Origin of the sequence: Robertmurraya kyonggiensis (assembly GCF_005116465.1) — a bacterium.
Taxonomy (GTDB): domain Bacteria; phylum Bacillota; class Bacilli; order Bacillales; family Cytobacillaceae; genus Robertmurraya; species Robertmurraya kyonggiensis.
Map to the genome: position 1 here is coordinate 130801 of NZ_SWBM01000002.1, position 22128 is coordinate 152928.

22 protein-coding genes are annotated in these 22128 nt (G+C 38.2%); 15 read left to right on the plus strand and 7 right to left on the minus strand.

Annotated elements, in window-relative coordinates; genetic code table 11:
- Nucleotides 1-35: 35 nt before the first annotated feature.
- From gnd to FA727_RS11855, 4 genes are all read right to left on the minus strand, one after another.
- Entirely contained in the window at nucleotides 36-1439 is a 1404-nt protein-coding gene (gene gnd / locus FA727_RS11840; RefSeq protein ID WP_136831163.1) for a decarboxylating NADP(+)-dependent phosphogluconate dehydrogenase, read from the minus strand.
- 317 nt (nucleotides 1440-1756) lie between these two features.
- Nucleotides 1757-3103 (minus strand): GntP family permease, encoded by a 1347-nt coding sequence (locus FA727_RS11845; RefSeq protein WP_136831164.1) that lies wholly within the window; start codon nucleotides 3101-3103, stop codon nucleotides 1757-1759.
- Nucleotides 3104-3115: 12 nt separating this feature from the next.
- The gene (gene gntK / locus FA727_RS11850) at nucleotides 3116-4660 is read right to left on the minus strand and encodes a gluconokinase (protein WP_136831165.1); all 1545 of its coding nucleotides are present in this window, start codon (nucleotides 4658-4660) and stop codon (nucleotides 3116-3118) included.
- On the minus strand, nucleotides 4653-5384 hold the full coding sequence (locus tag FA727_RS11855; RefSeq protein ID WP_136831166.1) for a GntR family transcriptional regulator: 732 nt from the start codon (nucleotides 5382-5384) through the stop codon (nucleotides 4653-4655). The genes gntK and FA727_RS11855 overlap by 8 nt, the downstream gene beginning before the upstream one ends.
- 200 nt (nucleotides 5385-5584) lie before the next feature.
- Between FA727_RS11855 and nagZ the strand changes: the two genes are divergently transcribed.
- From nagZ to FA727_RS11925, 14 genes are all read left to right on the plus strand, one after another.
- Nucleotides 5585-7249 carry a beta-N-acetylhexosaminidase gene (nagZ, locus tag FA727_RS11860; protein ID WP_136831167.1) on the plus strand — a complete coding sequence of 555 codons (1665 nt, stop codon included), beginning with the start codon at nucleotides 5585-5587 and terminating at the stop codon, nucleotides 7247-7249.
- A 180-nt stretch (nucleotides 7250-7429) separates the two neighbouring features.
- The gene (locus FA727_RS11865) at nucleotides 7430-7759 is read left to right on the plus strand and encodes a PadR family transcriptional regulator (protein ID WP_136831168.1); all 330 of its coding nucleotides are present in this window, start codon (nucleotides 7430-7432) and stop codon (nucleotides 7757-7759) included.
- Nucleotides 7756-8157 carry a permease prefix domain 1-containing protein gene (locus FA727_RS11870; protein WP_136831169.1) on the plus strand — a complete coding sequence of 134 codons (402 nt, stop codon included), beginning with the start codon at nucleotides 7756-7758 and terminating at the stop codon, nucleotides 8155-8157. Before FA727_RS11865 ends, FA727_RS11870 begins: the two co-directional genes overlap by 4 nt.
- Nucleotides 8158-8168: 11 nt before the next feature.
- Entirely contained in the window at nucleotides 8169-8807 is a 639-nt protein-coding gene (locus FA727_RS11875; protein ID WP_246041846.1) for a hypothetical protein, read from the plus strand.
- Between the two features lie 87 nt (nucleotides 8808-8894).
- Nucleotides 8895-9476 carry a hypothetical protein gene (locus tag FA727_RS11880; protein ID WP_246041847.1) on the plus strand — a complete coding sequence of 194 codons (582 nt, stop codon included), beginning with the start codon at nucleotides 8895-8897 and terminating at the stop codon, nucleotides 9474-9476.
- A 372-nt stretch (nucleotides 9477-9848) separates the two neighbouring features.
- Nucleotides 9849-10184 (plus strand): aminotransferase yhxA, encoded by a 336-nt coding sequence (locus tag FA727_RS11885; protein ID WP_170209264.1) that lies wholly within the window; start codon nucleotides 9849-9851, stop codon nucleotides 10182-10184.
- A gap of 32 nt (nucleotides 10185-10216) precedes the next feature.
- On the plus strand, nucleotides 10217-10615 hold the full coding sequence (locus FA727_RS11890) for a DUF350 domain-containing protein (RefSeq protein WP_136831171.1): 399 nt from the start codon (nucleotides 10217-10219) through the stop codon (nucleotides 10613-10615).
- Nucleotides 10616-10631: 16 nt separating this feature from the next.
- Nucleotides 10632-11093: an RNA helicase gene (locus FA727_RS11895; RefSeq protein ID WP_136831172.1), complete on the plus strand. Its 462-nt coding sequence runs from the start codon at nucleotides 10632-10634 to the stop codon at nucleotides 11091-11093.
- Nucleotides 11090-12319 carry a glutathionylspermidine synthase family protein gene (locus FA727_RS11900; protein WP_136831173.1) on the plus strand — a complete coding sequence of 410 codons (1230 nt, stop codon included), beginning with the start codon at nucleotides 11090-11092 and terminating at the stop codon, nucleotides 12317-12319. The genes FA727_RS11895 and FA727_RS11900 overlap by 4 nt, the downstream gene beginning before the upstream one ends.
- A gap of 4 nt (nucleotides 12320-12323) precedes the next feature.
- The gene (locus tag FA727_RS11905) at nucleotides 12324-13352 is read left to right on the plus strand and encodes an ion channel (RefSeq protein WP_136831174.1); all 1029 of its coding nucleotides are present in this window, start codon (nucleotides 12324-12326) and stop codon (nucleotides 13350-13352) included.
- 594 nt (nucleotides 13353-13946) lie between these two features.
- Nucleotides 13947-14513, plus strand: a complete 567-nt coding sequence (locus FA727_RS11910; RefSeq protein ID WP_136831175.1) for a bifunctional transcriptional activator/DNA repair enzyme AdaA — start codon at nucleotides 13947-13949, stop codon at nucleotides 14511-14513.
- A gap of 5 nt (nucleotides 14514-14518) precedes the next feature.
- Nucleotides 14519-15436, plus strand: coding sequence for a DNA-3-methyladenine glycosylase family protein (locus tag FA727_RS11915; protein ID WP_246041848.1), 918 nt, complete (start codon nucleotides 14519-14521; stop codon nucleotides 15434-15436).
- A complete protein-coding gene (locus FA727_RS11920; protein WP_136831176.1) occupies nucleotides 15420-15899 on the plus strand; it encodes a methylated-DNA--[protein]-cysteine S-methyltransferase in 480 nt (159 codons plus the stop codon). Before FA727_RS11915 ends, FA727_RS11920 begins: the two co-directional genes overlap by 17 nt.
- Nucleotides 15900-16040: 141 nt before the next feature.
- A complete protein-coding gene (locus FA727_RS11925; RefSeq protein WP_136831177.1) occupies nucleotides 16041-17615 on the plus strand; it encodes a histidine kinase N-terminal 7TM domain-containing diguanylate cyclase in 1575 nt (524 codons plus the stop codon).
- A 72-nt stretch (nucleotides 17616-17687) separates the two neighbouring features.
- On the opposite strand, the gene FA727_RS11930 is transcribed toward FA727_RS11925, so the two are convergent.
- From FA727_RS11930 to FA727_RS11940, 3 genes are all read right to left on the minus strand, one after another.
- Nucleotides 17688-18638 (minus strand): glycerophosphodiester phosphodiesterase family protein, encoded by a 951-nt coding sequence (locus tag FA727_RS11930; RefSeq protein ID WP_158318844.1) that lies wholly within the window; start codon nucleotides 18636-18638, stop codon nucleotides 17688-17690.
- Between the two features lie 138 nt (nucleotides 18639-18776).
- Nucleotides 18777-19802, minus strand: a complete 1026-nt coding sequence (locus tag FA727_RS11935) for a FecCD family ABC transporter permease (RefSeq protein WP_136831179.1) — start codon at nucleotides 19800-19802, stop codon at nucleotides 18777-18779.
- Entirely contained in the window at nucleotides 19802-20836 is a 1035-nt protein-coding gene (locus FA727_RS11940) for a FecCD family ABC transporter permease (protein WP_136831180.1), read from the minus strand. The genes FA727_RS11935 and FA727_RS11940 overlap by 1 nt, the downstream gene beginning before the upstream one ends.
- Nucleotides 20837-21169: 333 nt before the next feature.
- On the opposite strand from FA727_RS11940, the gene FA727_RS11945 reads away from it, so the two are divergent.
- On the plus strand, nucleotides 21170-22114 hold the full coding sequence (locus FA727_RS11945; RefSeq protein WP_136831181.1) for an iron-hydroxamate ABC transporter substrate-binding protein: 945 nt from the start codon (nucleotides 21170-21172) through the stop codon (nucleotides 22112-22114).
- Nucleotides 22115-22128 lie beyond the last annotated feature (14 nt).

Sequence of the window (22128 nt, forward strand, 5' to 3'; positions counted from 1 at the left end):
CCTCAAATTAGGGAGAGCTTTTTTCGTGTGTTAAATTACTGCCAATTCGTATGAAAAGCACCTTCTGCATCCGTACGCTCATACGTATGAGCCCCGAAATAATCACGTTGTGCCTGAAGGATGTTAGCGTTGGATCTTCCAGTACGGTAGCTATCGTAATACGAAAGGGAAGCACTTAAACATGGGAATGCAATCCCTGATTGAATGCCTTCACAAACGACTTTACGTAATCCATTTTGGTAGTCTTTAATTTGTTCTGCAAAATATGGAGAGATTAATAAATTCGCTAGATCAGCTTGTTCTTGATAAGCCTCACTAATAACATTCAAGAACTTCGCACGAATGATACAGCCGCCACGGAAAATAAGCGCAATATCTTTTAACGGTAAATTCCAGCCGTACAGATCGGACGATGTTTTATATTGGGTAAACCCTTGTGCATAGGAACAAACCTTGCCCATATATAAAGCTTGTCTTACATAATCGATCCAGACATTCTTGTCTAAACTAGCTTGTTCCTGTTCAGGACCTGATAGGATTGACTGTGCTGCAACGCGTTCATCTTTAATCGCAGAAATGTAGCGAGCAAATAAGGATTCAGTAATGATGGAAGTCGGGATTCCGTTATCAATCGCTTGAATGCTTGTCCATTTCCCCGTTCCTTTTTGACCAGCTTTATCTAAAATGACATCGATGAGTGGTAAGCCAGTTACGTCATCTTTCTTTCTTAAAATCTCTGCTGTAATTTCGATCAAATAACTTTGAAGCTCACCTTGATTCCACGTTTCAAAAATATCGGCAATTTCCTCAACAGGTAAATTCAATTTTTCTCGTAAAAACGTATACGCTTCAGCAATTAGTTGCATATCTGCATACTCAATTCCATTGTGAACCATTTTGACAAAATGACCGGCACCTTTAGGACCGATATACACACAGCAAGGATCGCCATCCACTTGAGCAGCAATTTTTGTTAAAATAGGAGCCACTTTTTCATAGACATCTTTATCGCCACCAGGCATAATCGAAGGTCCTGTTAAAGCTCCAACCTCACCACCGGAAACGCCTATTCCTAAATAGCCGATTCCTTTATCCTTCAGATCATCGTAGCGACGTTCTGTATCCTCATAAAAAGAGTTCCCGCCGTCCATGATGACATCGCCTTTGTCAAGGTGGGGGATAAGTGTTTTAATGACTGAATCAATCGCTGCACCAGCAGTCACCATTACAAAGATTTTTCTTGGTTTTTCTAAGGATTGTACAAAATCTTCTACCTCGTAATAGGGGGTAAGAGTTTGACCGTCGAGCTTTGCAATAAGTTTATCAGTTAAGTCCCGTGTGTAATTATAAACAGCTACCTGCTCACCGTTATTTGCCATATTTAAAGCGATATTACTGCCCATAACCCCTAAACCAATAACACCAATTGAATTTTTCATTTGACCTGCTCCTTTTACTACGCTGTTTTCGTATTGATTGTTGTTTTTTTCGTAAATGTCCTAATTTTTTTCTTCGAAAAAAATCTAAAGCCGACATTTACACCTCCTATGGGGAACTGCCACCTTCAGGTGGTTTAGTGCTACAAATGATTTTTGCACGGCACTTTTCGCTGTTTGTTCCTGTCTTCAAGATGTAATTTTCCTATTCATTTAATCAATTATTATCAAAAGCCAACAAACTTTGCGAAAAGAGCCTTTTACTAAGATGAATAGGCAGGAATCCCTAGTGGATAAGGGATTCTACTGCCTAATAAGGTTTATACGAATAAGCTTAGTAATAAAATGAATCCTAAACCAGCTACGGAAATAATTGTTTCAAGTAATGTCCATGTAGCAAAGGTTTCTTTCATGCTTAGTCCAAAATATTCTTTGAACATCCAGAACCCAGCATCGTTTACGTGTGAAGCAATCAAGCTTCCCGCACCAGTTGCCAGTACAACCAAAGCAAGGTTAACATCCGTTTGTCCTAACATTGGAATAACTAACCCAGCTGTTGTCAGCGCTGCCACAGTAGCGGAACCTAATGAAATACGTAAGATAGCTGCAATAATCCAAGCAAGGAGGATAGGAGACATAGACGTTCCTTTGAATAGTTCAGCTACGTAGTCACCAACACCGCCGTTAATTAACACTTGTTTGAAGGCACCGCCTCCACCAATGATTAAGAGCATCATCCCGATATGCGTGATCGCTGTTGTACAAGAATCCATTACGTTTTTGATTGGAATCTTTCTTGCTAATCCCATCGTATAGACCGCAACCAATAAAGAGATTAACATAGATGTTCCAGCTTCACCAATGAAGCGAATTAGAGCTAGTAAGCTATTATCCTCAAAACCTAGCGTTTTTTGTAGCAAAGTAATAATTGTCGCAATGGACATTAAAATAACAGGAAGTAAAGCCGTAAATACACTGATTCCAAAACCTGGTGTTTCTTCTAGCTTAAATCTTTTTTGTTCACCAAGAGATGCAATATTACCAGATTTTGTGAAAGATGCAGGTACCAGTTTTTTCGCTAATTTCGTAAATACAGGACCAGCTAAAATAACAGTTGGTATTGAAATAATGAACCCATAAAGTAAAACTTGACCAATGTCTGCACCAAATTCACCGGCAATTGTTGTTGGACCTGGGTGTGGCGGCAAGAAACCGTGTGTCACGGATAATGCAGCTGTCATTGGAATACCAAGATGTAGAATTGAAACCTTTAATTCTTTTGAAATCGCAAATACAATCGGAATTAATAATACTAGACCTACTTCAAAGAATAATGCGATACCGATAATGAATGAAGCGGCAACGACTGCCCACTGAATATTTTTTTCACCAAATTTATTAACAAGGGTCATCGCAATTCGTTGCGCACCGCCTGAATCGGCTATTAATTTACCTAGCATTGCGCCAAGTCCAAAGATTAACGCGATGTGACCAAGTGTTCCGCCAAGTCCAGCTTCAATTGTTTTAACAACTTCCTCAAGCGGCATTCCAAGTGCTAAAGCAACACCGAATGAGACAATGATTAATGAAATAAAAGTGTTTAATTTGAAGCCCATGATTAAAATTAATAATGCAATGATTCCAATACCGACAATAACTAATGGCATCGTAAATTCCTCCTAATGGTTTTGTTTGATTAAACTTCGTTGATAATTTGCAATCGATGTATATTCATCTTTTAACATTCTTGATAAGTTAATGAAGATTGGTAGCAATTGTCTGTATTCTTTTGTAGCCTCTTCATTTGGCGTATGTTTAAAAGTATCACCGACCATTTCAGAAACGACCTCAAAAGAATCGATTTTTCCTAATGCGTATAATCCTAAAATACATGCTCCTAGACAAGAACTTTCATAGCTTTCAGGTACGACTACTTCCGATTCAAAAATATCGGACATCATTTGTCGCCAAACTTCAGACCTTGCGAAGCCTCCTGTTGCTTGGATTCGTGTCACAGGACCGTCCATGCATTCGATTAATGCTAAAAATACGGTGTATAGGTTGTAAATTACACCTTCGAGTGCAGCTCGAATCATATGCTCTTTTTTATGTGACATGGTTAGTCCGAAGAACGATCCACGCACATCTGGATTCCATAAAGGAGCTCGTTCACCAGCCAGGTAAGGGTGGAACAATAATCCATCAGAACCTGGTCGCACTCGTTCGGCAATCTTTGTTAACACCTCGTAAGGGTCAATGCCTAATCTTTTTGCCGTTTCAATTTCGGAAGAGGCGAATTCATCGCGAATCCAGCGAAGAACCATTCCTCCGTTGTTGACTGGTCCACCAATCACCCAATGATTTTCCGTTAAGGCATAGCAGAATATTCTTCCTTTTTCGTCCGTTTGAGGCTTATCGATAATGGTACGGATCGCACCGCTTGTCCCAATCGTGACAGCAATTTCGCCCTTTCTAAAAGCGTTTACACCTAAATTCGAAAGAACACCATCACTTGCCCCGATAACAAAAGGGGTTTGTGGGTCAATTCCGATTTGTTTCGCCAATGCAGGGTTGCAGTTGCTAAACATTTTTGTCGTTGGCACAAGTTCTGAAAGCTGATCACGCGTGACGCCTGCAATCGTTAATGCTTCTTCATCCCAATCTAGAGATTTAAGATTCATCATGCCCATGCATGAAGCGAGTGAATGATCGACAACATATTGGTCAAAGAACTTCTTAAAGATATATTCTTTAATCCCGATATATTTTTTTGCTTTGTTAGCGATTTCAGGGCGCTCATGAACAATCCAAGCAATTTTACTTAGAGGGGACATCGGATGAATCGGCGTGCCAGTGCGTTTATACACTTCATGGCCATTCATTTCATCCTTGATTTTATGTGCCCATGCTTCACTACGATTGTCTGCCCACGTGATGAGTGGTGTAATAGGCTGGTCATGTTCGTCCATAGCTATGACACTGTGCATGGCACTGCTAAAAGAAATGAGAGATAGCCTCTTATTGGAATGCTGTTTCATTATATTTGTAATGGCTTTCAAAACAGCTTGAAAAATTTCTTCAGGATTTTGTTCAGCTGTTGAAATATCCGGTGTGTAAAGCGGGTACCCAATATTCTCTTGCCCGATCACTTGACCTTGTTCACTAAATAATACAGCTTTCGTACTGGTAGTACCGATATCAATCCCTAACATATAGCTAGTCATCTTGTTGTTCAGCTCCTTTTGATAGCATTTGTTGAGAGCTCCATAAATCTTCCACTTTCCCTTGGACATCGTCAAAGTTTTGGTGTAAAGACTTAATCATGAGGTTTCGATCCTTTGTTCTTATGGCATCAATATAAAGTTCATGGTTATTTATAATTCGTGTAAAATCTTCGTATTTTTCTTCAAAGCGCATGCGCATCGATAGGAGAATGAAGCTTTCCATCACGGGTTTTAAATTGTTCCAAATCATTAGAATGTAAGAGTGATCGACGTAACGGATGATGGTTTCGTGAAATAAGACGTCCTGATATGAAAATTCATCAGCATCTTGATATTTTATTGCAACCTTCATCATTTCTAGTATTTTACTAAGTTCTATTGCTAATTCTCTTGTGTCCATCCTTACTAGTCGTTCAAATACGAACGATTCGATCATGAGACGAACATCATAAATTTCTTCTATCTCTTTTTCTTTTAGCCCAATGACGACTGCGCCCATTCGTTCTAATCGAATTAAATTTTCAGATGCTAGTATTTTTAACGCTTCCCGAATGGGTGACCGGCTCACTTCAAAATCTGCAGCTAATTTATTTTCCGAGAGGATGGCACCGCTTTCAATCATGCCAGAAATAATGCGCATTCTTAGTTCGTAGGCTACGCGGTCTCCAGATGATGCCTTAGAAAGCCATTTTTCAGGATATAAGAAATCCTTCGCTCCAGTCATAAACTCACCCTTTAATAGAATTCAAGTATACTTGTATACAAGTATTATAATAGATTGAAAAAATATTGCAAGCGCTTTTATTTTTAGTTTGGATTTGCTTCGGTTATGGTAAAACTGATTTAAGACATGAAGAATGTAACCATTTTCACATTTTGCAGTCTAATTCTGTGGGAAGGAAATGTCATTTTAGGAGGAAAAAAGTGGTTAAAAAAATTTCCTTATTATTGTTGATACTTGCGATCTTGGGGAGTACTTATTATTTGTTTTTTCTAGAAAAAGATACTGAGCAATCGAAACAGCCACCGGTTATTCAGGACGAACCATCTACAACTGAGGAAGCATCAATGGTGGATGTGATTTATGCTCTTTCTAAAAAAGGAATGATTCCAGATGTTTCAGTTGTTGCAGGTGAAACCGCTTATGAAGAGGTTCCGAAAAAATTCGGAACCCCTGAAAAAATAGACGAAACAACAATTGGGGATTTTGCTGTTTACCCAGAACATCAATTAACAATTGGTTTTCAAAATTCAATAGCCTTTGATTTGCGTTCTTATGATAAAGAATTGCGGGAGGTTCACTATAAGGAAATAGTAGATGGATTGGGTGAGCCAAGCGACATTAAATATTATCAGGATGCGAACTATGATCAAATCATTTTGATTTATCAAGTCAGCACAGCGTATCAATTAAAGTGGATTCTCGATAAACCAACAAATAATGAACCAAACCCAGTAGTTGACCATATTTCTGTTGTAGCAATGGAAACATCGAAAAAATTAACCATTCCGGAAATCGTGGAAGGGATGAGTTTGGATGAAAAGATTGGCCAGATGATCTTTGCAGGCGTCGAAGGTACGAAAGCAAATGCAGACGCCAAACGTTTAGTTCGTGATTACAAGGTTGGGGGGATTATTTTAAACGGAGAAAACATTACAAGTCCTTCGAAAACGGTAGATTTTATTAATGATCTGAAAGCGAACAATAGCCTCAATCAGGTTCCGTTGTTCTTCGGGATTGATCAGGAAGGTGGAAGGATATCGAAACTGCCTGGAAATTTACAGGCCATTCCTACCAATCTGGAAATTGGAAAGATGAACAATCCTGCTTTTTCCTTTGAATTAGGGACTGTTCTTGGAAAGCTAGTCAAAGCTTATGGATTTAATATTAACTTTGCACCGGTTCTTGATGTGAATAGTAATCCGAATAATCCGGTGATCGGTGATCGTTCGTTTAGCGCTACTCCGGATGTTGTGAGTACGTTAGGAATTCGGACAATGAAAGGAATACAATCTGAGAACATCATCGCGACTATTAAACATTTTCCTGGCCATGGAGATACCTCTGTAGATTCTCATTTGGAGCTGCCGACAATGAATAAATCACTTGCAGAACTCGAAGAACTCGAATTAATTCCATTTAAACAGGCGATTGACGAAGGGGCAGAGATGGTCATGGTAGCACATATCTTACTTCCAAAAATAGATGATTATCCATCGTCGATGTCTAAGGTGATTATGACAGAGCTTTTAAGAAAACAGTTAGGGTTTAATGGTGTGATCATTACCGATGATATGACGATGGATGCGATTGCCGGGAATTTTGATATGGGGAGTGCGGCAATTAGGTCAGTCAAAGCAGGGAGCGACATCGTTATGGTAGCTCATGATTACGACAAAATGATTCATGTAATTGAAGAATTGAAAAAGGCTGTTGAACATGGCGAAATTTCAGAGGAACGAATTAATGAAAGTGTTACAAGGATTCTGCAGTTAAAAGAGAAATATGGAATCGAGGATACCCGTGTGGGGAAAGTAAATGTCGATTCGTTAAATCAAATGATTGAAACGGTACTTCCCAATTTGTGACGTATAACCGAGATTCAGAAATATGATTTTTCAATAGAGCAGTTTAAAGAAAGGAGTGCATTCTTTAACTGCTCTTTAAATTTGGCAAATAGAAGTATAAAAATTACTTTGACAGATAGAGTAATTTTCATTATTATTACTCTATGAGATAGAATAATTTAAATTCAGGGGAGTGCAGAATTGATTAGAAGTGATATTATTCGAGGACATTTGGATTCAATTGTTTTGCGATTGATTTTTGAAGAAGACAGATATGGTTATGAAATTTCAAAGGAAATCAGTTCGCGTACGGAGCATCGATTTCAAATTAAAGAAGCAACCTTATACGCCGTGTTTCAAAGACTTGAGAAGAAAGAGTTAATTGAATCTTACTATGGAAGTTTTTCAAATGGAGGTAAAAGAAAATATTATCGGATTACTTCGCTCGGAAAAGCCTTTCTAAAAGAAACGGCAGTGGAATGGAAAGAAACAAAAGAAATTATTGATCTATTTATGGAGGGTTTAGATTGAATAAGTTAAACAAACATGTAAACGAATTATTTAGAGGCGTTCCGGAAAGTGAGAAAAAAGAAAAAATCATTCAAGAGGTTCTGCAAAATCTCGAAGAAAAAGTAATGGATCTAATGGAGCAAGGGAAAAGCGAAGAGGATGCGATCAATAAGGCAATAGTCGATTTTGGTGATATTGAAGATTTGAAAGAAGAATTAGTTGAGCCACAATCAGTTCATAAGAAGGATATGACTAAAATTAATTTAGCTTATTCGATTTGGGGAAGCATTTTAATTATTGCATTATTTGTTTTTATTAATTTTTATTACACGCCTCATGTCATCTGGTTTGTATATCCAACTTTTGTTGTATTATGGTGGCCACTAACGCTGTATTTTAGATGGTTGAAGAGAAGATGAGGTGAGTAACATTGAAAAAATATGATGTTGGCTTTGTGATTGCAGGTAGTATCATGACGATTCTGTTTCTTACAGCTATTAATTTTTTAACAAGTACTGAACATTTGTGGTTTATATATCCTGGTTTTGTGCTATTGCTATTTCCAATTTGTTCAATCTGTTTACTTAAGAAACAGTATAAGCTTCTATCGATGGTAGGAAGTTTATGGATATTGATTTTTCTTATAGTTGTTAACTATTTGGATAAACCAGATCTTCCTTGGGTTTTGTATGTAATTGCGCCAGTGCTTATGTGGCCAATCTTAGTCATGCTAGATAAAAAAGCTAAAACCATGTTTGTGGCCGTAAGTGGATGTTTAGGGATTATTTTATATTATGTTTGTTTGAACGTATTCTTATCACCTCAATATCCGTGGGCTATATTCCCTGCTTTTGTAGTAATATGGTGGCCACTCATGCTCTATCATCTCACTAGAAGAACCTACTATCAGTTATCTGTACATGGAAGTGGTTTAATTAGTATTTTTTTCATTACCGTAAATGTGATTTCTACGCCAAATAATATTTGGGCAGTCTATCCGATATTTGCTGTGTTATGGTGGCCTTTAAGTATGTATTATTTTGGACAAAGTAGACGCTCAAAAGGATGAATAGGAATTATTAGTAAAAAGGTGTCTGGTTCATGTTCTTTATTGAGTTTAAAATTGTTCAATATTATAGATGAGGAAGTGATTTAATTGGAGATTTATATTGTGCTGACTGATACAGGGACTCTCTTTACTCGGTTCATCAAATTATTCACAAAAAAACCATTAAATCACGCTTCTATCTCCTTTACTAAAGAACTGGATTCAACATTTAGTTTCGGGCGAAAAAGACCTAACAATCCTTTTGTCGGAGGATTTGTAAAAGAAGATATGGCAGGGCGGTTATTTAAATATGCAGATTGTGCCATATATAAATGTTCTGTTTCAAAGTTACAATATGAACATATGCGGCACTTCGTCCGACAAATAGAACATAATCAGTATTGTTACAAATACAATTTCATTGGCCTATTTGGGGTTTTGTTCAATAAATCGATAGATGTGGAGAATGCATTTTTTTGTTCTCAATTTGTTTCCACTGTTCTAAATAGTGGTGCGATCCAAATAAATAGTAAGCCATCTAGTCTCGTCAAGCCAAGCGATTTCATGGAGTCCAAAAATCTTCAACTCGTATATGAAGGTAAGTTAAGTGAATTTCTTGAACAGCAAGGGGAAACTACAAATAGAAGATATCCAATCGGAATGGAAGATTATATTTGTATCCCTTCATGAAATATGGTGTGACAGTACAGCTTCAGAGTATGGATGAATATGTGAAAAAACGGGGCTAATTATAGTCCCATTTTTTATTTAAACCGAGCATTTTATGCACTGGAAAATATATTTTGAATCTTTTACCAAATATAAACGTAATCTTTTATGTGAAAGGCTCTTTTCTCCAACATTGTTGTTTCATGAAGATAAAATTAGAGAGTAGTTTGTTATTTCAAGCAAACTAGTTTTCAAAAAAGTTTGAGAAAAGTGCCCTGAACTTTCTATACGTGGTAATATGCCTAGTATGAAACGGAATGGTCGGAATTAGGACCATTCCAAGAAAACAAGCCGTGTGGAAAACTGCTATGTGAAAGGAAAGAGGTGAAGACATTGGGGAAAACGAAGAAGGTCATGATCGGAGTATCGTCAACTGCACTTACACTGAATCTTGCTGGATGTGGTGCGAATAGTGCTGACGTTCCGCCACCACCAGATGATCAAAGCTGTCAGGATTGGGAATGGGACAGCGATGATGGCGTCTGGGAATGTGATGACAACGATTCAAGCTATCATGGTTTTTATTATTTTGGTGGTCGATATTATAAAAGTAAAAGCTCACTTTTAAAAAGCAGTGACTATAAAAGCTACAAAAGTAGCGCTTCCTATCTGGGAGGCGGCAAGACGAGCTCAGGGTTCGGTAGTGGATCGAAAAGCTATGGGGGATAATGTTTCGATTAAATTAGAACGGGAGGATCATGATGAATTTATATCTTAATTTTGCAGCTTATTTAGGAGTTGCATTCGTACTCCTAATTGTGGGAGTGGTTTTATTTACAATCAGCACACCAAAGCTAAAAGAATTTCGCTTGATTGCTGAAAAAAATGTAACGGCTGCATTGTCTTTAGGAGGTAAGATCGTTGGTCTTGCTATTGTTTTAGGAGCAGCTGCTGAATATTCTGTATCCTTGCTTGATATGGCGTTATGGGGAGCGATCGGAATTCTTTCCCAAATTATTGTATTTTTCTTAGCGGAAATCATTACAATACGTTTTAGTATTCATAAAGCCATTGAAGAAGATAATAGAGCAGTCGGTACGATGTTATTATCCTTGTCGGTAGCAGTTGGCTGGATTGTAGCAAAATGTCTATCTTACTAGTTGGGCGGGAAGTGCATTGAAAGTATTAACCTACTATATTGATAAAGGAAGCGGCCAATATGAGCCATTCTATGAATATTCCATCCCGAATGTTGGCATAGACGAGGTATACGCTAGACAGCTTTGTACGTACTTTATTATGAGAGGGACCCAATACGAGCTTATTTCTACTGAGATGAATGGGGAAGAAGAGATATTGGTGCTTAAGGAATTAGGAAGAAATTTGTCAGGTGAAGATGAATTAAGCTTTCGCGGCAAAGGACTGCATGTTGAGTTTCGCAACCCAAATGAACGAGAAAACTTCCGCTTACTTTCGCGTGTTCCTTGTAGCACTCATTTTGATGCTATTCGCTTTCTATTAAAAGATGTGGTGGACGTTCCACATATCGGACAACAGCTTGTTACCTCTTCAGAGATTGATGAAGATCGCGGAGTTTATGTGCTATATGTGAAGGACTTAGGAGATGTAGTAGATTGAAAAGCCAAGCGAATTATCATAAGAAGAGAGAGCAGTTTTATGGAAATATCGAAGGATTTTGGGCTGATCTTTATGGAGAAGAATATGCTCTTTATGACATAAAGCTGTTGAACGAGAATGAGGTTGAACAAATACGACTAATAAGTGAGCGAATTGGTTCCATTTTTTTTAAAACGGCATCCTTGCTTCGAAAGGTGCCTGACGAGACTCTTCTTGAAATGGGATTCCCAAAGGAAACAATGGCATTTATTCGGTTAAAGACGCTCCCGGTTGAGAGCGTTATTTCTCGCCTTGATCTAATTCCATACGGTGATAGCTATAAATGCATTGAAATCAATGCTGATACTCCAACTTTTATTAAGGAGTTATTTTATATTAATGGAATGGTGTGTAAAGAATTTGGCGTGGAGAATCCAAATGAAGGCATGGAAGAGTTATTACGAAAAGCCGTTTTAGCCAGTGTATCTCACGGTACAAATAACCCGCATATTGTTTTTACTGCTCACGAAGATAATATCGAAGATCGCGAAACGGTGCTCTATTTACAGAGTAACGTGCCATCTAAATTTACGCCTCTTCATAAACTACAGATTCGTAGAGGTGTAGGTTTATTTGATGACGATGGGATTAAAATAGATATCCTCTATCGTCAAACATTCCCGATCGAAAGCTTGATAAAGGACGAAGATGAGGAAGGAAATCCGATTGGCTTATGGCTAATGGAGCTCATTGAGGAAGGGAAGCTTGTAGTGATTAATCCCCCTTCAGCGTTCTTATTACAAAATAAAGCGGTTCAAGCTATTATTTGGGGATTACATGAGGAGCACCACTCCTTTTTTACAGAAGAAGAGCATACTTGGATTGATAAATATTTCCTTCCGACATATCTTGAATCTGATTATTTTATCGAAAAAGGAGTTCCTTTTGTGAAAAAGCCTTCCTTTGGGAGGGAAGGAGACACGGTAGAAATATTTAATAAGGATGGCCAATTGCTCCATGCGGATGTACAAAGGTCCTATTCGGAATTCGTACCTGTTTATCAGCAATTTGTCGAGCATCCAACTGTCACGTTTCATAGCGATAAAGGTATTCAGGATGGCAAGCTTCTGATAGGAAGCTTTTTGCTCAATGGAAAATCAGCTGCATTCGGGCATAGAGTTGGAGGGACGATCACGAATAACCTTTCTTATTTCTTGCCCGTAGGACTCTTAAAAGAGAGGGGGTAGGGTTATGTGGATTTTACATAGAGTTTTCTCGAAATTGACGAAGATTAGACTTCGAGATGCTATTATTCTTGCAATTATCATGATTCTTATTAGCAGTATAACGATGAGATTCGTTGAGCCAGAGACCTTCCCACGCTTTATTGATGCGGTGTGGTGGACAATGACTACTCTTGTAACGGTTGGGTATGGAGACTTTTTTCCGAAAAGTGATATTGGAAGAATCTTTACCATGTTGCTTATCTATACAGTTGGAATAGGTGCAATGGGGGTTATCATCGGGAAGATATTTGAAGGCCTCAGTAGGTACCATAAGTTGAAGGAGGAAGGGCAATTGACTTATTCAGGAAAGGAGCATTATATCTTAATTGGTGCATCAAAAGAAAAATTAGAAAATGTTGTGGAAGAAATTCTGAATAGTAGCCAAAAGTGTGATGTAGTGATTGTTGATCATGCAGAACGGACCCCAATCGAACATGCTCGAGTACATTTTGTTAGTGGGAACCCCGCTGAGGAAGAGGTGCTGATGAAAGCGAATATTCTTGAAGCTAAATCAGTAGCGATCTTTTCAGATGATCGAAATGAATTTGCAGAATATGCAGATGGAAAAACGTTGTTAACTGCCTCCAGAGTGGAACATATCTCAAAGAAATATGAGAAAAATATATATACGATCGTAGAGATAAAGAAAGACAAACATATTGCATTATTTGAACATGCGAATGTCGATGAATTCATCCTGTCCAATGATTCTGTTTCCCGACTTATGGCGCATGCCTCCCTCTATCATGGTTCAAGTAAATTGTTCAATCAGATGTTAAGTAATACAGATGGCGAAAATCTTTATGAAATACAGGCAAAACCCCATTGGATTACGTACAGGGATGCAGCCATTGAACTATTTGATATGGGGGCTGTCCTTATTTCAGAGGGAAGTTCCCTCGACATTGCTCGTCGCCACAATGAAAAAATCCCTGAACAGTCAAGGTTGTTTATTATCTGTGATGAACCGACTTATAGCAAGATTGTCGGGTGATGGTACAATTATTATTGAACGTACATAGCCACCAATATTTCAATTGGTGGCTATACCTCTATCAACATTGCTCGGTAATTTTCCCTTCATACAAAATATAGGACTGTCCATAGTTAGGTAATAGCTGTACACTGTTCTTCGGTTTAAGTCTCTGATAGGTGAACCTTGTGGAAGTTCAGTCTTCCCATATAATCATCCATACTTGGGATAATCCCTAACTTCAAATAATCTCCTTTAACTCAAGCTTTTCAAACCGAAAACTCCTAAAAAAATGAATACGACAGATAACATGTCCACTCCATAGATAGTTTTCTAATGTACTGTAAAAATTCTGTAAAACTAAATATTCTTTTCTGTATTTATCACGTAAATTGTAGTTTTTATATAGCGGATTTAGTGGACAATAAAAAGCTTTCATTTGCGGGACCATAAGAGCAAGAATGAGGACGAAAATCACTTTGTTTCCTTGTTAAAATGGGACCAACATCCATCAAATGCCTTATCCTTACCTAGGATAACCAATTATAATAAGCTTAATGGATTGCGGATTAAACGCATTATATGAAAATTAATCAAAACAGGAGGGGAAGGAATTTGGGTACGAGTATTAATCTATCTTTTGATGAAATGTGGGAAAAAATCATCGCTTGTGATCGGAAATATGATGGACTCTTTTTTACAGCAGTGAAAACAACGAAAATTTACTGCCGTCCTTCCTGCCGCTCCAGAAAACCGAAAAAAGTAAATGTAGAGTTCTTTTATGATATCCATGAAGTTGAAAAGGCGGGTTATCGGGCATGTAAAAGATGCCAACCTGAAACGGATCACTCTCCACATACGGAATTGGTCAAAAATGTCGTGGAGTTTTTAGTCCAACATTATTATCAAAAGGTTGAGCTACAGGATATTTCCAATCATGTGGGGCTAAGTCCATATTATCTTGAACGTTTATTTAAACAGGAAACGACTGAAACGCCTCGGACTTATTTAGAAAAAATACGTATCGATAAAGCAGCTTATCTTTTATCAACAACGGATCGAACGAATCTGGAGATTTGTTATGAGGTCGGATTTCAAAGCCCATCCAATTTTTATAAAGTATTCCGTCGCTTGAAGAATTCTTCGCCAAGTGAATACCGAACGCTAATTAGTAAGGGATGATGAACGTGAAATGGAGTACTAAAGGCTTGTTGGTGGAGATTTATCCGCCACCTGAGTTCAATTTCAAGGAATGTTTGGTCTACCTTGGGAGATCTGAACAGGAAGTCATGCATCGAATAAAAGATGGTTATTTATATAAGCTCGTGAAACTGAATGGTGAAGTCGTTTTAATGAAAATTGGGAGTACGTCACTTACCATTCAAGTGGAATTTCCAATGGGGCAACCTTCTGTAGGTATCCATGAAAAAGTTGCCACCTTTATATGGGATTGGTTTGATTTTGATCAAGCTTTGGGGGATTTTTATGATGTAGCTAGAACAGATACGATTTTGAAGCGGATTGTTCCCAAGTATAATGGTTTACGGATCATGGGGATTCCAGATCTCTTTGAAGCGCTGGCATGGGCAATCATCGGCCAACAAATCAATCTAACATTTGCTTATACATTGAAGAAACGTTTCGTGGAGCAATACGGAGAGAGTTATGTAGTCGAAGGATGCACATACTGGCTATTTCCCGAACATACAAAAATTGCATCCCTAGAAGTAGACGAGCTAAGAAAATTGCAGTTCACTTCCCGGAAGGCTGAATATATCATCGGCATTGCAAAAGCGATGGCGAGTGGAGAGTTGTCAAAAGAAATCTTGCTTCAAAAACAAGATTTTAAACAAATCCAAAGGTTCTTAATAAGTTTTCGCGGAATCGGAGCATGGACAGCAGATTATGTAAGGATGAGATGCTTGCATGATCCATCTGCTTTTCCAATTGCGGATGTTGGTCTTCATCATGCATTAATGCATGAGTTAAGAATGGAGAGAAAGCCGACGATTGAAGAAATAGAAGAAATATCAACAAATTGGGCAGGATGGCAAGCCTATGCCACCTTTTACTTGTGGAGGTCCTTATATGCACAAACGCCATAAACTAGACTACCAATCTCCAATCGGGGTCATTGAAATTGAGGGGACAGAGGAAGGCATCTATTCCATTCTGTTCTCTGAAAAAGAAAAGCTAGAAAACGTACTAGTGGATGACTCTCCAGCAGTATTACAAGAGTGCTTTGATCAACTCGATCAATATTTTAAAGGAACTCGTCACGAATTTACTATCCCTTTTTTATTTGAGGGGACGGATTTTCAAAAAACAGTTTGGACTGCATTAACAAAAATTAATTATGCTCAGGCTGGATCCTATAAGGATATCGCTGTATCGATCGGGAATGAAAAAGCGGTTAGAGCTGTCGGTAGTGCAAACGGGAAAAATAAATTAAGTATTGTGGTTCCTTGTCATCGAATTATTGGTTCAAATGGAAAACTAACTGGCTATGCAGGTGGTTTATGGAGAAAAGAATGGCTACTTAAGCACGAAAGAGGGATGAAACCGTAATTTCAAACCGATAGCTGATTTATAGAAAACGAGTTTTTGTCCGATGTAATCGTTAAATAATTTTTAAAATTAATTAACCATATTTGTTTTCAGGTATGCTACATTAAAGTTAAAAACGTTAACTTGTAGAGGTAAAGGACCGTGAATTCGGAATTAACAGCTTATATCACTCTTATTTGTACATCGGGTGTACTCAATTTATACTTATGTTTTTACGTATTTTTAAAGCGTCATAACTATACGAAAATTGCACGATTTTTTATTTTCTATACTTCGTTTATCACGATCTACTGCTTTGCTTCTGCGTTTGGATTAATGTCCACAACGATTGAAGAAATAAAATTTTGGACAATCATTCAGTATGCTGGCATGCCGTTCTCACCTCCGTTAGGACTATTGTTTGTCATGCAGTATTTAGGATACAAACTATCAATCAAAAAGTATATTGCTCTACTTATCATCCCCATTATGAGCTTAATAATGGTTGCCACAAATGATCTACACCATCTTCATTATAGAATATTTGAAGTCGACCCGATCCTAGGAGCGCCCTATGTACACCAGGAGATTGGCGTATGGTATATGATTCATGGAGTCTATACTTTTGCTTGTATGTTTGTCGCTTTCTTATTAGTCTTATTCTCTTGGAAAGATACAGCTAAGTCTTACCGTGGGCAATTATTAGCGTTGCTTTGTGGTCAACTAGTTCCGATGGTCACTGCCTTTATTTATTTGATTGGATGTACACCTCCAGGAGTTGACCCCGTCCCTATGGTTTTATGGCTTACCTCTTTATTGTATTTGTGGGCTATTAGTACATCTCAAATGTTTCGAATTATGCCAATTGCTAAGGATTCCATATTCAATAGTATTAACGATGGTGTTATTGTGCTCGATGAATCCTATCGATTAATTGAATTCAACCGAGCGAGCAATGGCATGTTTCCACAATTGGAAAAATCAATGTTTGGAATGAATTTCCTTGATATTTGGAACTCTTTATCAGGTGAAGTATTTCCATTTGAATTAGAGTCTGTTACGAATAATGAAGAGTTAAAACTCATTGGTGCCGATCGTTTAGAACGTATTTATCAGGTACGAACTTCAGCATTACACCACATCAATAAAAGCCAAGGGCTGCTGATTATTTTTACCGATATTACGGAGTTAAAAGGATTACAGCTAGAATTAGAACATCAGGCATATTATGATGAGCTTACACAAATATATAATCGTCGAGCATTTTTTCAGATATGCAACGAAGCCTTTGCTGATGCTAAAAGTACTTCGTCTTCATTTACGGTTATTTTAATGGATGTTGATTTTTTCAAAAGAGTGAATGATACATATGGCCATTATATGGGGGACCTGTTGCTTGAACATGTTGCCAAGGTCTGTAAATCTCATTTGAAGGAGAATGCCCTTTTTGCTCGATATGGGGGAGAGGAGTTTGTTCTTGCCTTGAAGGGATATACAGCGTCGGAGGGGGAAGTATTATCTGAAGAACTGCGTAGTTTACTAGAGACGCAGCCATTGGTCACGTCAGAAGGAGATCTTTCTGTTACTTTAAGCTTTGGAGTTGCTGAAGCGACGGAAGGAACAGAAGAGACTGTATTCAAGCTTCTAAATAAAGCTGATAAAGCATTGTATTCAGCAAAACAAGAAGGGCGTAATAGAGTACATGTATATACGGAGAGGGAAGAAATTTTTCAATAGACTATAAATCTATACTTGATTACAAGGGGGAGCGTTCAGTCCATGAACGCTCCCTAAATTATTGTTCGATAACTATCTTAAGCCTTCTTCCTCCAACACTTGAATAAGCAATTCAGGACGGTCGGTCATGATGCCATCTACACCCATTTTGATAAGCTTACGCATTTCATCTTCATCATTAATCGTCCAATAATAAACAGCCATATTCCGTTTATGCGCATGTGAAAGAAGGGCGTCTGTTAACAAATTTAAATGGATCCCTTTGATGTTATAGCTAACGGGGATATGAAGCATTTCAAAAGAAACAAAGTTATTAAAGACAGGAAGTCCGAGTAAATAAAACGCGTAAAATGGATACATTTCACCTTCACTAGCGGAAGAGATTAGTTTGTCATCGGATAGTGCGCGAAGTTCTTTTAACGTTTCCTTGTCAAAGCAAGCGACAACAAGGTTGTCTTCCATCTCGTATTTCTGAACTAATTCCCAAAATACCTGTGCACTCTTTTTCCCATCAACGCCAGAATCTTTTAACTCGATGCCCATTTTATAATCGCCATATTTGGTGAAAATCTCTTCTAAATTCGGGATATAGGCGCCTTCTTCAATATATGGATTGCTAGAAACCTCTCGAATGGGTTGGCCGTTTTCATCCTCAAGGCCATATCCTGCATCAAGAGCTTTAATTTCTTCATACGTATGATCACGTACGTGTCCAGTGCCATTTGTCGTCCGGTCTAATGAAAGATCATGGATTGTAACAAGCTGATTGTCCTTCGTCAAAGCCACATCGAATTCAAGCACATCCGCTCCAATTTCTACGGCATGCTCAAAAGCTAAATTAGTAGAGGAAGGTCGTTCTTGATTTCCTGCTTGATGGGCAATGACAAGCGGTCCTTGGTCTTCTTTAGGGATCCATGATTGATCAAGAGTGGTTTGCGTTTTAGGAAATAGTAAGTTTAAAAAATATAAGACTAATATAATAGCTAGAATCCTGATCACTTTACTCTTTAGTAGCTTCTTCATTGTGTAAGGCGTTCCTCCTATTAAGCATTCTTTTTCCATATAATTATACAATCTTTATGGCAAAAATTTTTAAGAGAGATGAATTTTTACATGAAAAAGCATGCTTTCTCGTATTGAGAAAACATGCTTAGTATCGATTTATGACTTTGCACGGGCAAGTAGATATAGGAAATAAGGTGCCCCAATGACGGCCACGACAATTCCTGCAGGAATCTCCGAGGGAAGAAATAGTGAACGTCCTAGTGTATCAGCAATCAATAAGAGCAAGGCTCCAGCTAGTGCGGAGGCTGGCAACAGATACTTATGATTATGGCCAATTAGTTTTCTTGCCAAATGAGGTGCGATCAACCCGACAAATCCAATTCCGCCACTTACAGAAACGCAAGCTGCGGCAAGCATCGTTGCTGCTGCATAAAATACTAGGCGTTCCTTCTCGACATTAACCCCAAGTCCTGTTGCGATATTATCTCCAAAGGTCATCACATCCAAATTTCGGGAGCGATAAAATACAAACGCGAATAAAAGAATAATCCAGGGGAGAAGAGCTAGTACGTGATCCCAGGTCGTTCCGGTAATTCTACCAGCAAGCCAAACGGCAACATACTGGAATTTTGACGGATGCAATCTAAGTGTAAGTACATTGATTAATGCGATTAAACCAACGGATACGGATATTCCCGTAAGTAAAAATCGTGTTGGAAGTAGTCCTTCTTGTTTCTTATAAGCTAAAACATAAATAAGTGCAGCCGTTAACCCTCCTCCAACTAATGCGAGAAATGGAAGATAAAGTGATGGTGCATCTGCTGCGGTTGGAAAATAAGCAATAAATAAAACGACTAATAATCCAGCACCGGCAGTAATTCCGAGAATACCTGGGTCGGCCATATCGTTTCTTGATATTCCTTGCAGTATACAACCAGATACGGCAAGTCCAGCGCCTACAAGGATCGAAATAACGATCCGAGGTAGGCGGATTTTGTGTAAAATAAGGTCTTGTTTCGCTGTACCGTGACCAAATAGAGTATCCATAACCTCTGTTGGTGTTAAACGTGACAAACCAGTATTCATACTGATGAAAAATGTGATCACGATTAAAATAGAAAAGATTGTTATGACAGAGATTCTGCGTGTTTTTTTCTGCCGTTCAAAATTGGCTGAACTCATTAAAATGCCCTCCTCTCATTACGCGCTACATATAAAAAGAAGGGAACGCCTATTAAGGCAAAAATGAATCCAATTGGTGTTTCGTAAGGAGGGTTAATCATTCGTGCTCCAATATCAGCAATGGTCATAAATAACCCACCTAAAATAGCTGAACATGGAATGATGTATCGATAATCGACGCCCACTAAGTAACGAGTTAAGTGGGGAATGAGCAGTCCGACAAAACCAATTGGTCCAACAGCAGATACGGCCGATCCAGCTAAAATCAATACGACGAGAACGCTCGCTAATTTTACTAATTTCGTACGCTGTCCAAGCCCTGTTGCGATTTCTTCTCCAAGGCTCAACACCGTAATGGATGGTGATAAAACCATCGCGCCGATTAATCCAGCGATAATCCAAGGGAACATATATTTAATTTGTAGCCATTGGATACCTGCTACTCCACCAGCATACCAAAAGGCTAAATCTTGGCTTAAATTAAAGTAGATGGCGATGCCTTCGCTCAAAGCTGTCAGCATGGCACCCACGGCTGAGCCGGCTAAGACAAGCCTGACCGGCGTCAATCCATTTTTGGCTAGAGAACCAACCCCATAAATAAGTGCCAAGCTCAAACCAGCACCTATAAAGGAAAAAAGGATTAAGGTATTGTAAGAGATTCCAGGAAAGAATGCAAAGCACAGTGCTACCATAAAAATAGATCCAGCATTAATCCCTAAAAGGCCACTATCGGCAAGGGGATTTCGTGTCATTCCTTGCATAAGCGCACCAGCTACAGAAAAACAAGCTCCAACAAGCACACAAGCTAGTGAGCGGGGAAGACGTATATCTTGGATCACGGTGTGACCTGCTTTGTCCGGATTAAATTGAAATACTGCTTGCCAAACAGTCCGTAAGTCAATATCTGCAGCACCTACTGAAATCGAAAGTGCTAATCCGAAAACCAAGGCCACACATCCAGCAATTATAATAAAAAAGGCCGTAAATGGTTTTGAATAAATTTTTTCTGAATCGTTTATGTTTGTTTTGGTCATTATAAAACCTCAAATGTTTATTATACTGATAAGTATTATCAGTTCCGAGAATATTCTATCAATCAACAGGATAAGAGTCCATATAAAGATCAAAAGGTTTGGAACTATATTTCTTTAAAAATAGTTGAAATTTTTCTAAATCGGTTATATATTGATAATGATAATTATTTTCAATAAGATAGCGAGACTAATAAATTTATTCTATCAGAAACACACTCTTGAGTGTAATCGTTTACAGTAAAAACATGTTGAATATAACGATAAAGGACATCTAGCTGTTCTTTTTGATGCTATCATCAACATTTAAACTAATTAATAGAAAGAGGAATAAAGATGAAAAAATTTTCTAGTGTATTAGCAATTTTGGTATTGCTCATCTCTGTATTAGCAGCTTGTGGGAAAAGTGAATCAAAACCTGCAGACGACAATTCTGCTGCAAATGAGGAAAAGGAAACGATAACATATAAAAGCGATTTTGGTGATGTTGAGATTCCTGCCAACCCAGAAAGAGTGGTAGTCTTAGCACCAACATATGTCGGTTATTTACTTACGTTAGGGAATACACCAGTTGGAGTTCCACAACTAGCAATAGATAACCCTTATTATGAAGGAAAGCTAGAAGGGGCAACAAATCTTGGTGATGGAACATCTGCAGAAGCAGTTTTGGAGCTTCAACCGGACCTAATTATTGCGTACAATACAGATGAAAATATCGAGATACTAAAAGAAACTGCACCGACTGTTCAAATTGAATATGGAAAATTAGATTTCAAAGATCAGTTAAGAGAATTTGGTAAAATGTTAGGCAAAGAAGATCAGGCAGAAAAATGGATCACACAGTGGGATGAAAAGGTCGCACAAAACAAGCAAAAAGTAGTGGATGCTGTTGGTGATAAGACGGTTTCTCTATTACAACCTTATGCAAAAGGAATCTATGTATATGGTGATAGCTATGCACGTGGAGGAGAAATTATCTATACTGAATTTGGCTTAAAAGCCCCTCCTAAAGCACAAGAAGAAGCTGTAGATAATGGACCTGGATATGCTAGCGTTTCCTTAGAAGTACTTCCTGAATATGCAGGAGATTATATTTTCACAAGTAAGTGGGCAGGAGATACTGCTGAGAACAATGTAAGTGAAAGTACTATATGGAAAGAGCTTCCCGCTGTAAAAAATGGAACCGTATTTGAAGTGGATTCCGCAGGTTCATTCTTTAATGACCCACTTTCATTAGACCAGCAGTTTGATTTCATTGTGGAAAAATTAACGAATAATTAATGGTCTTAAAATTG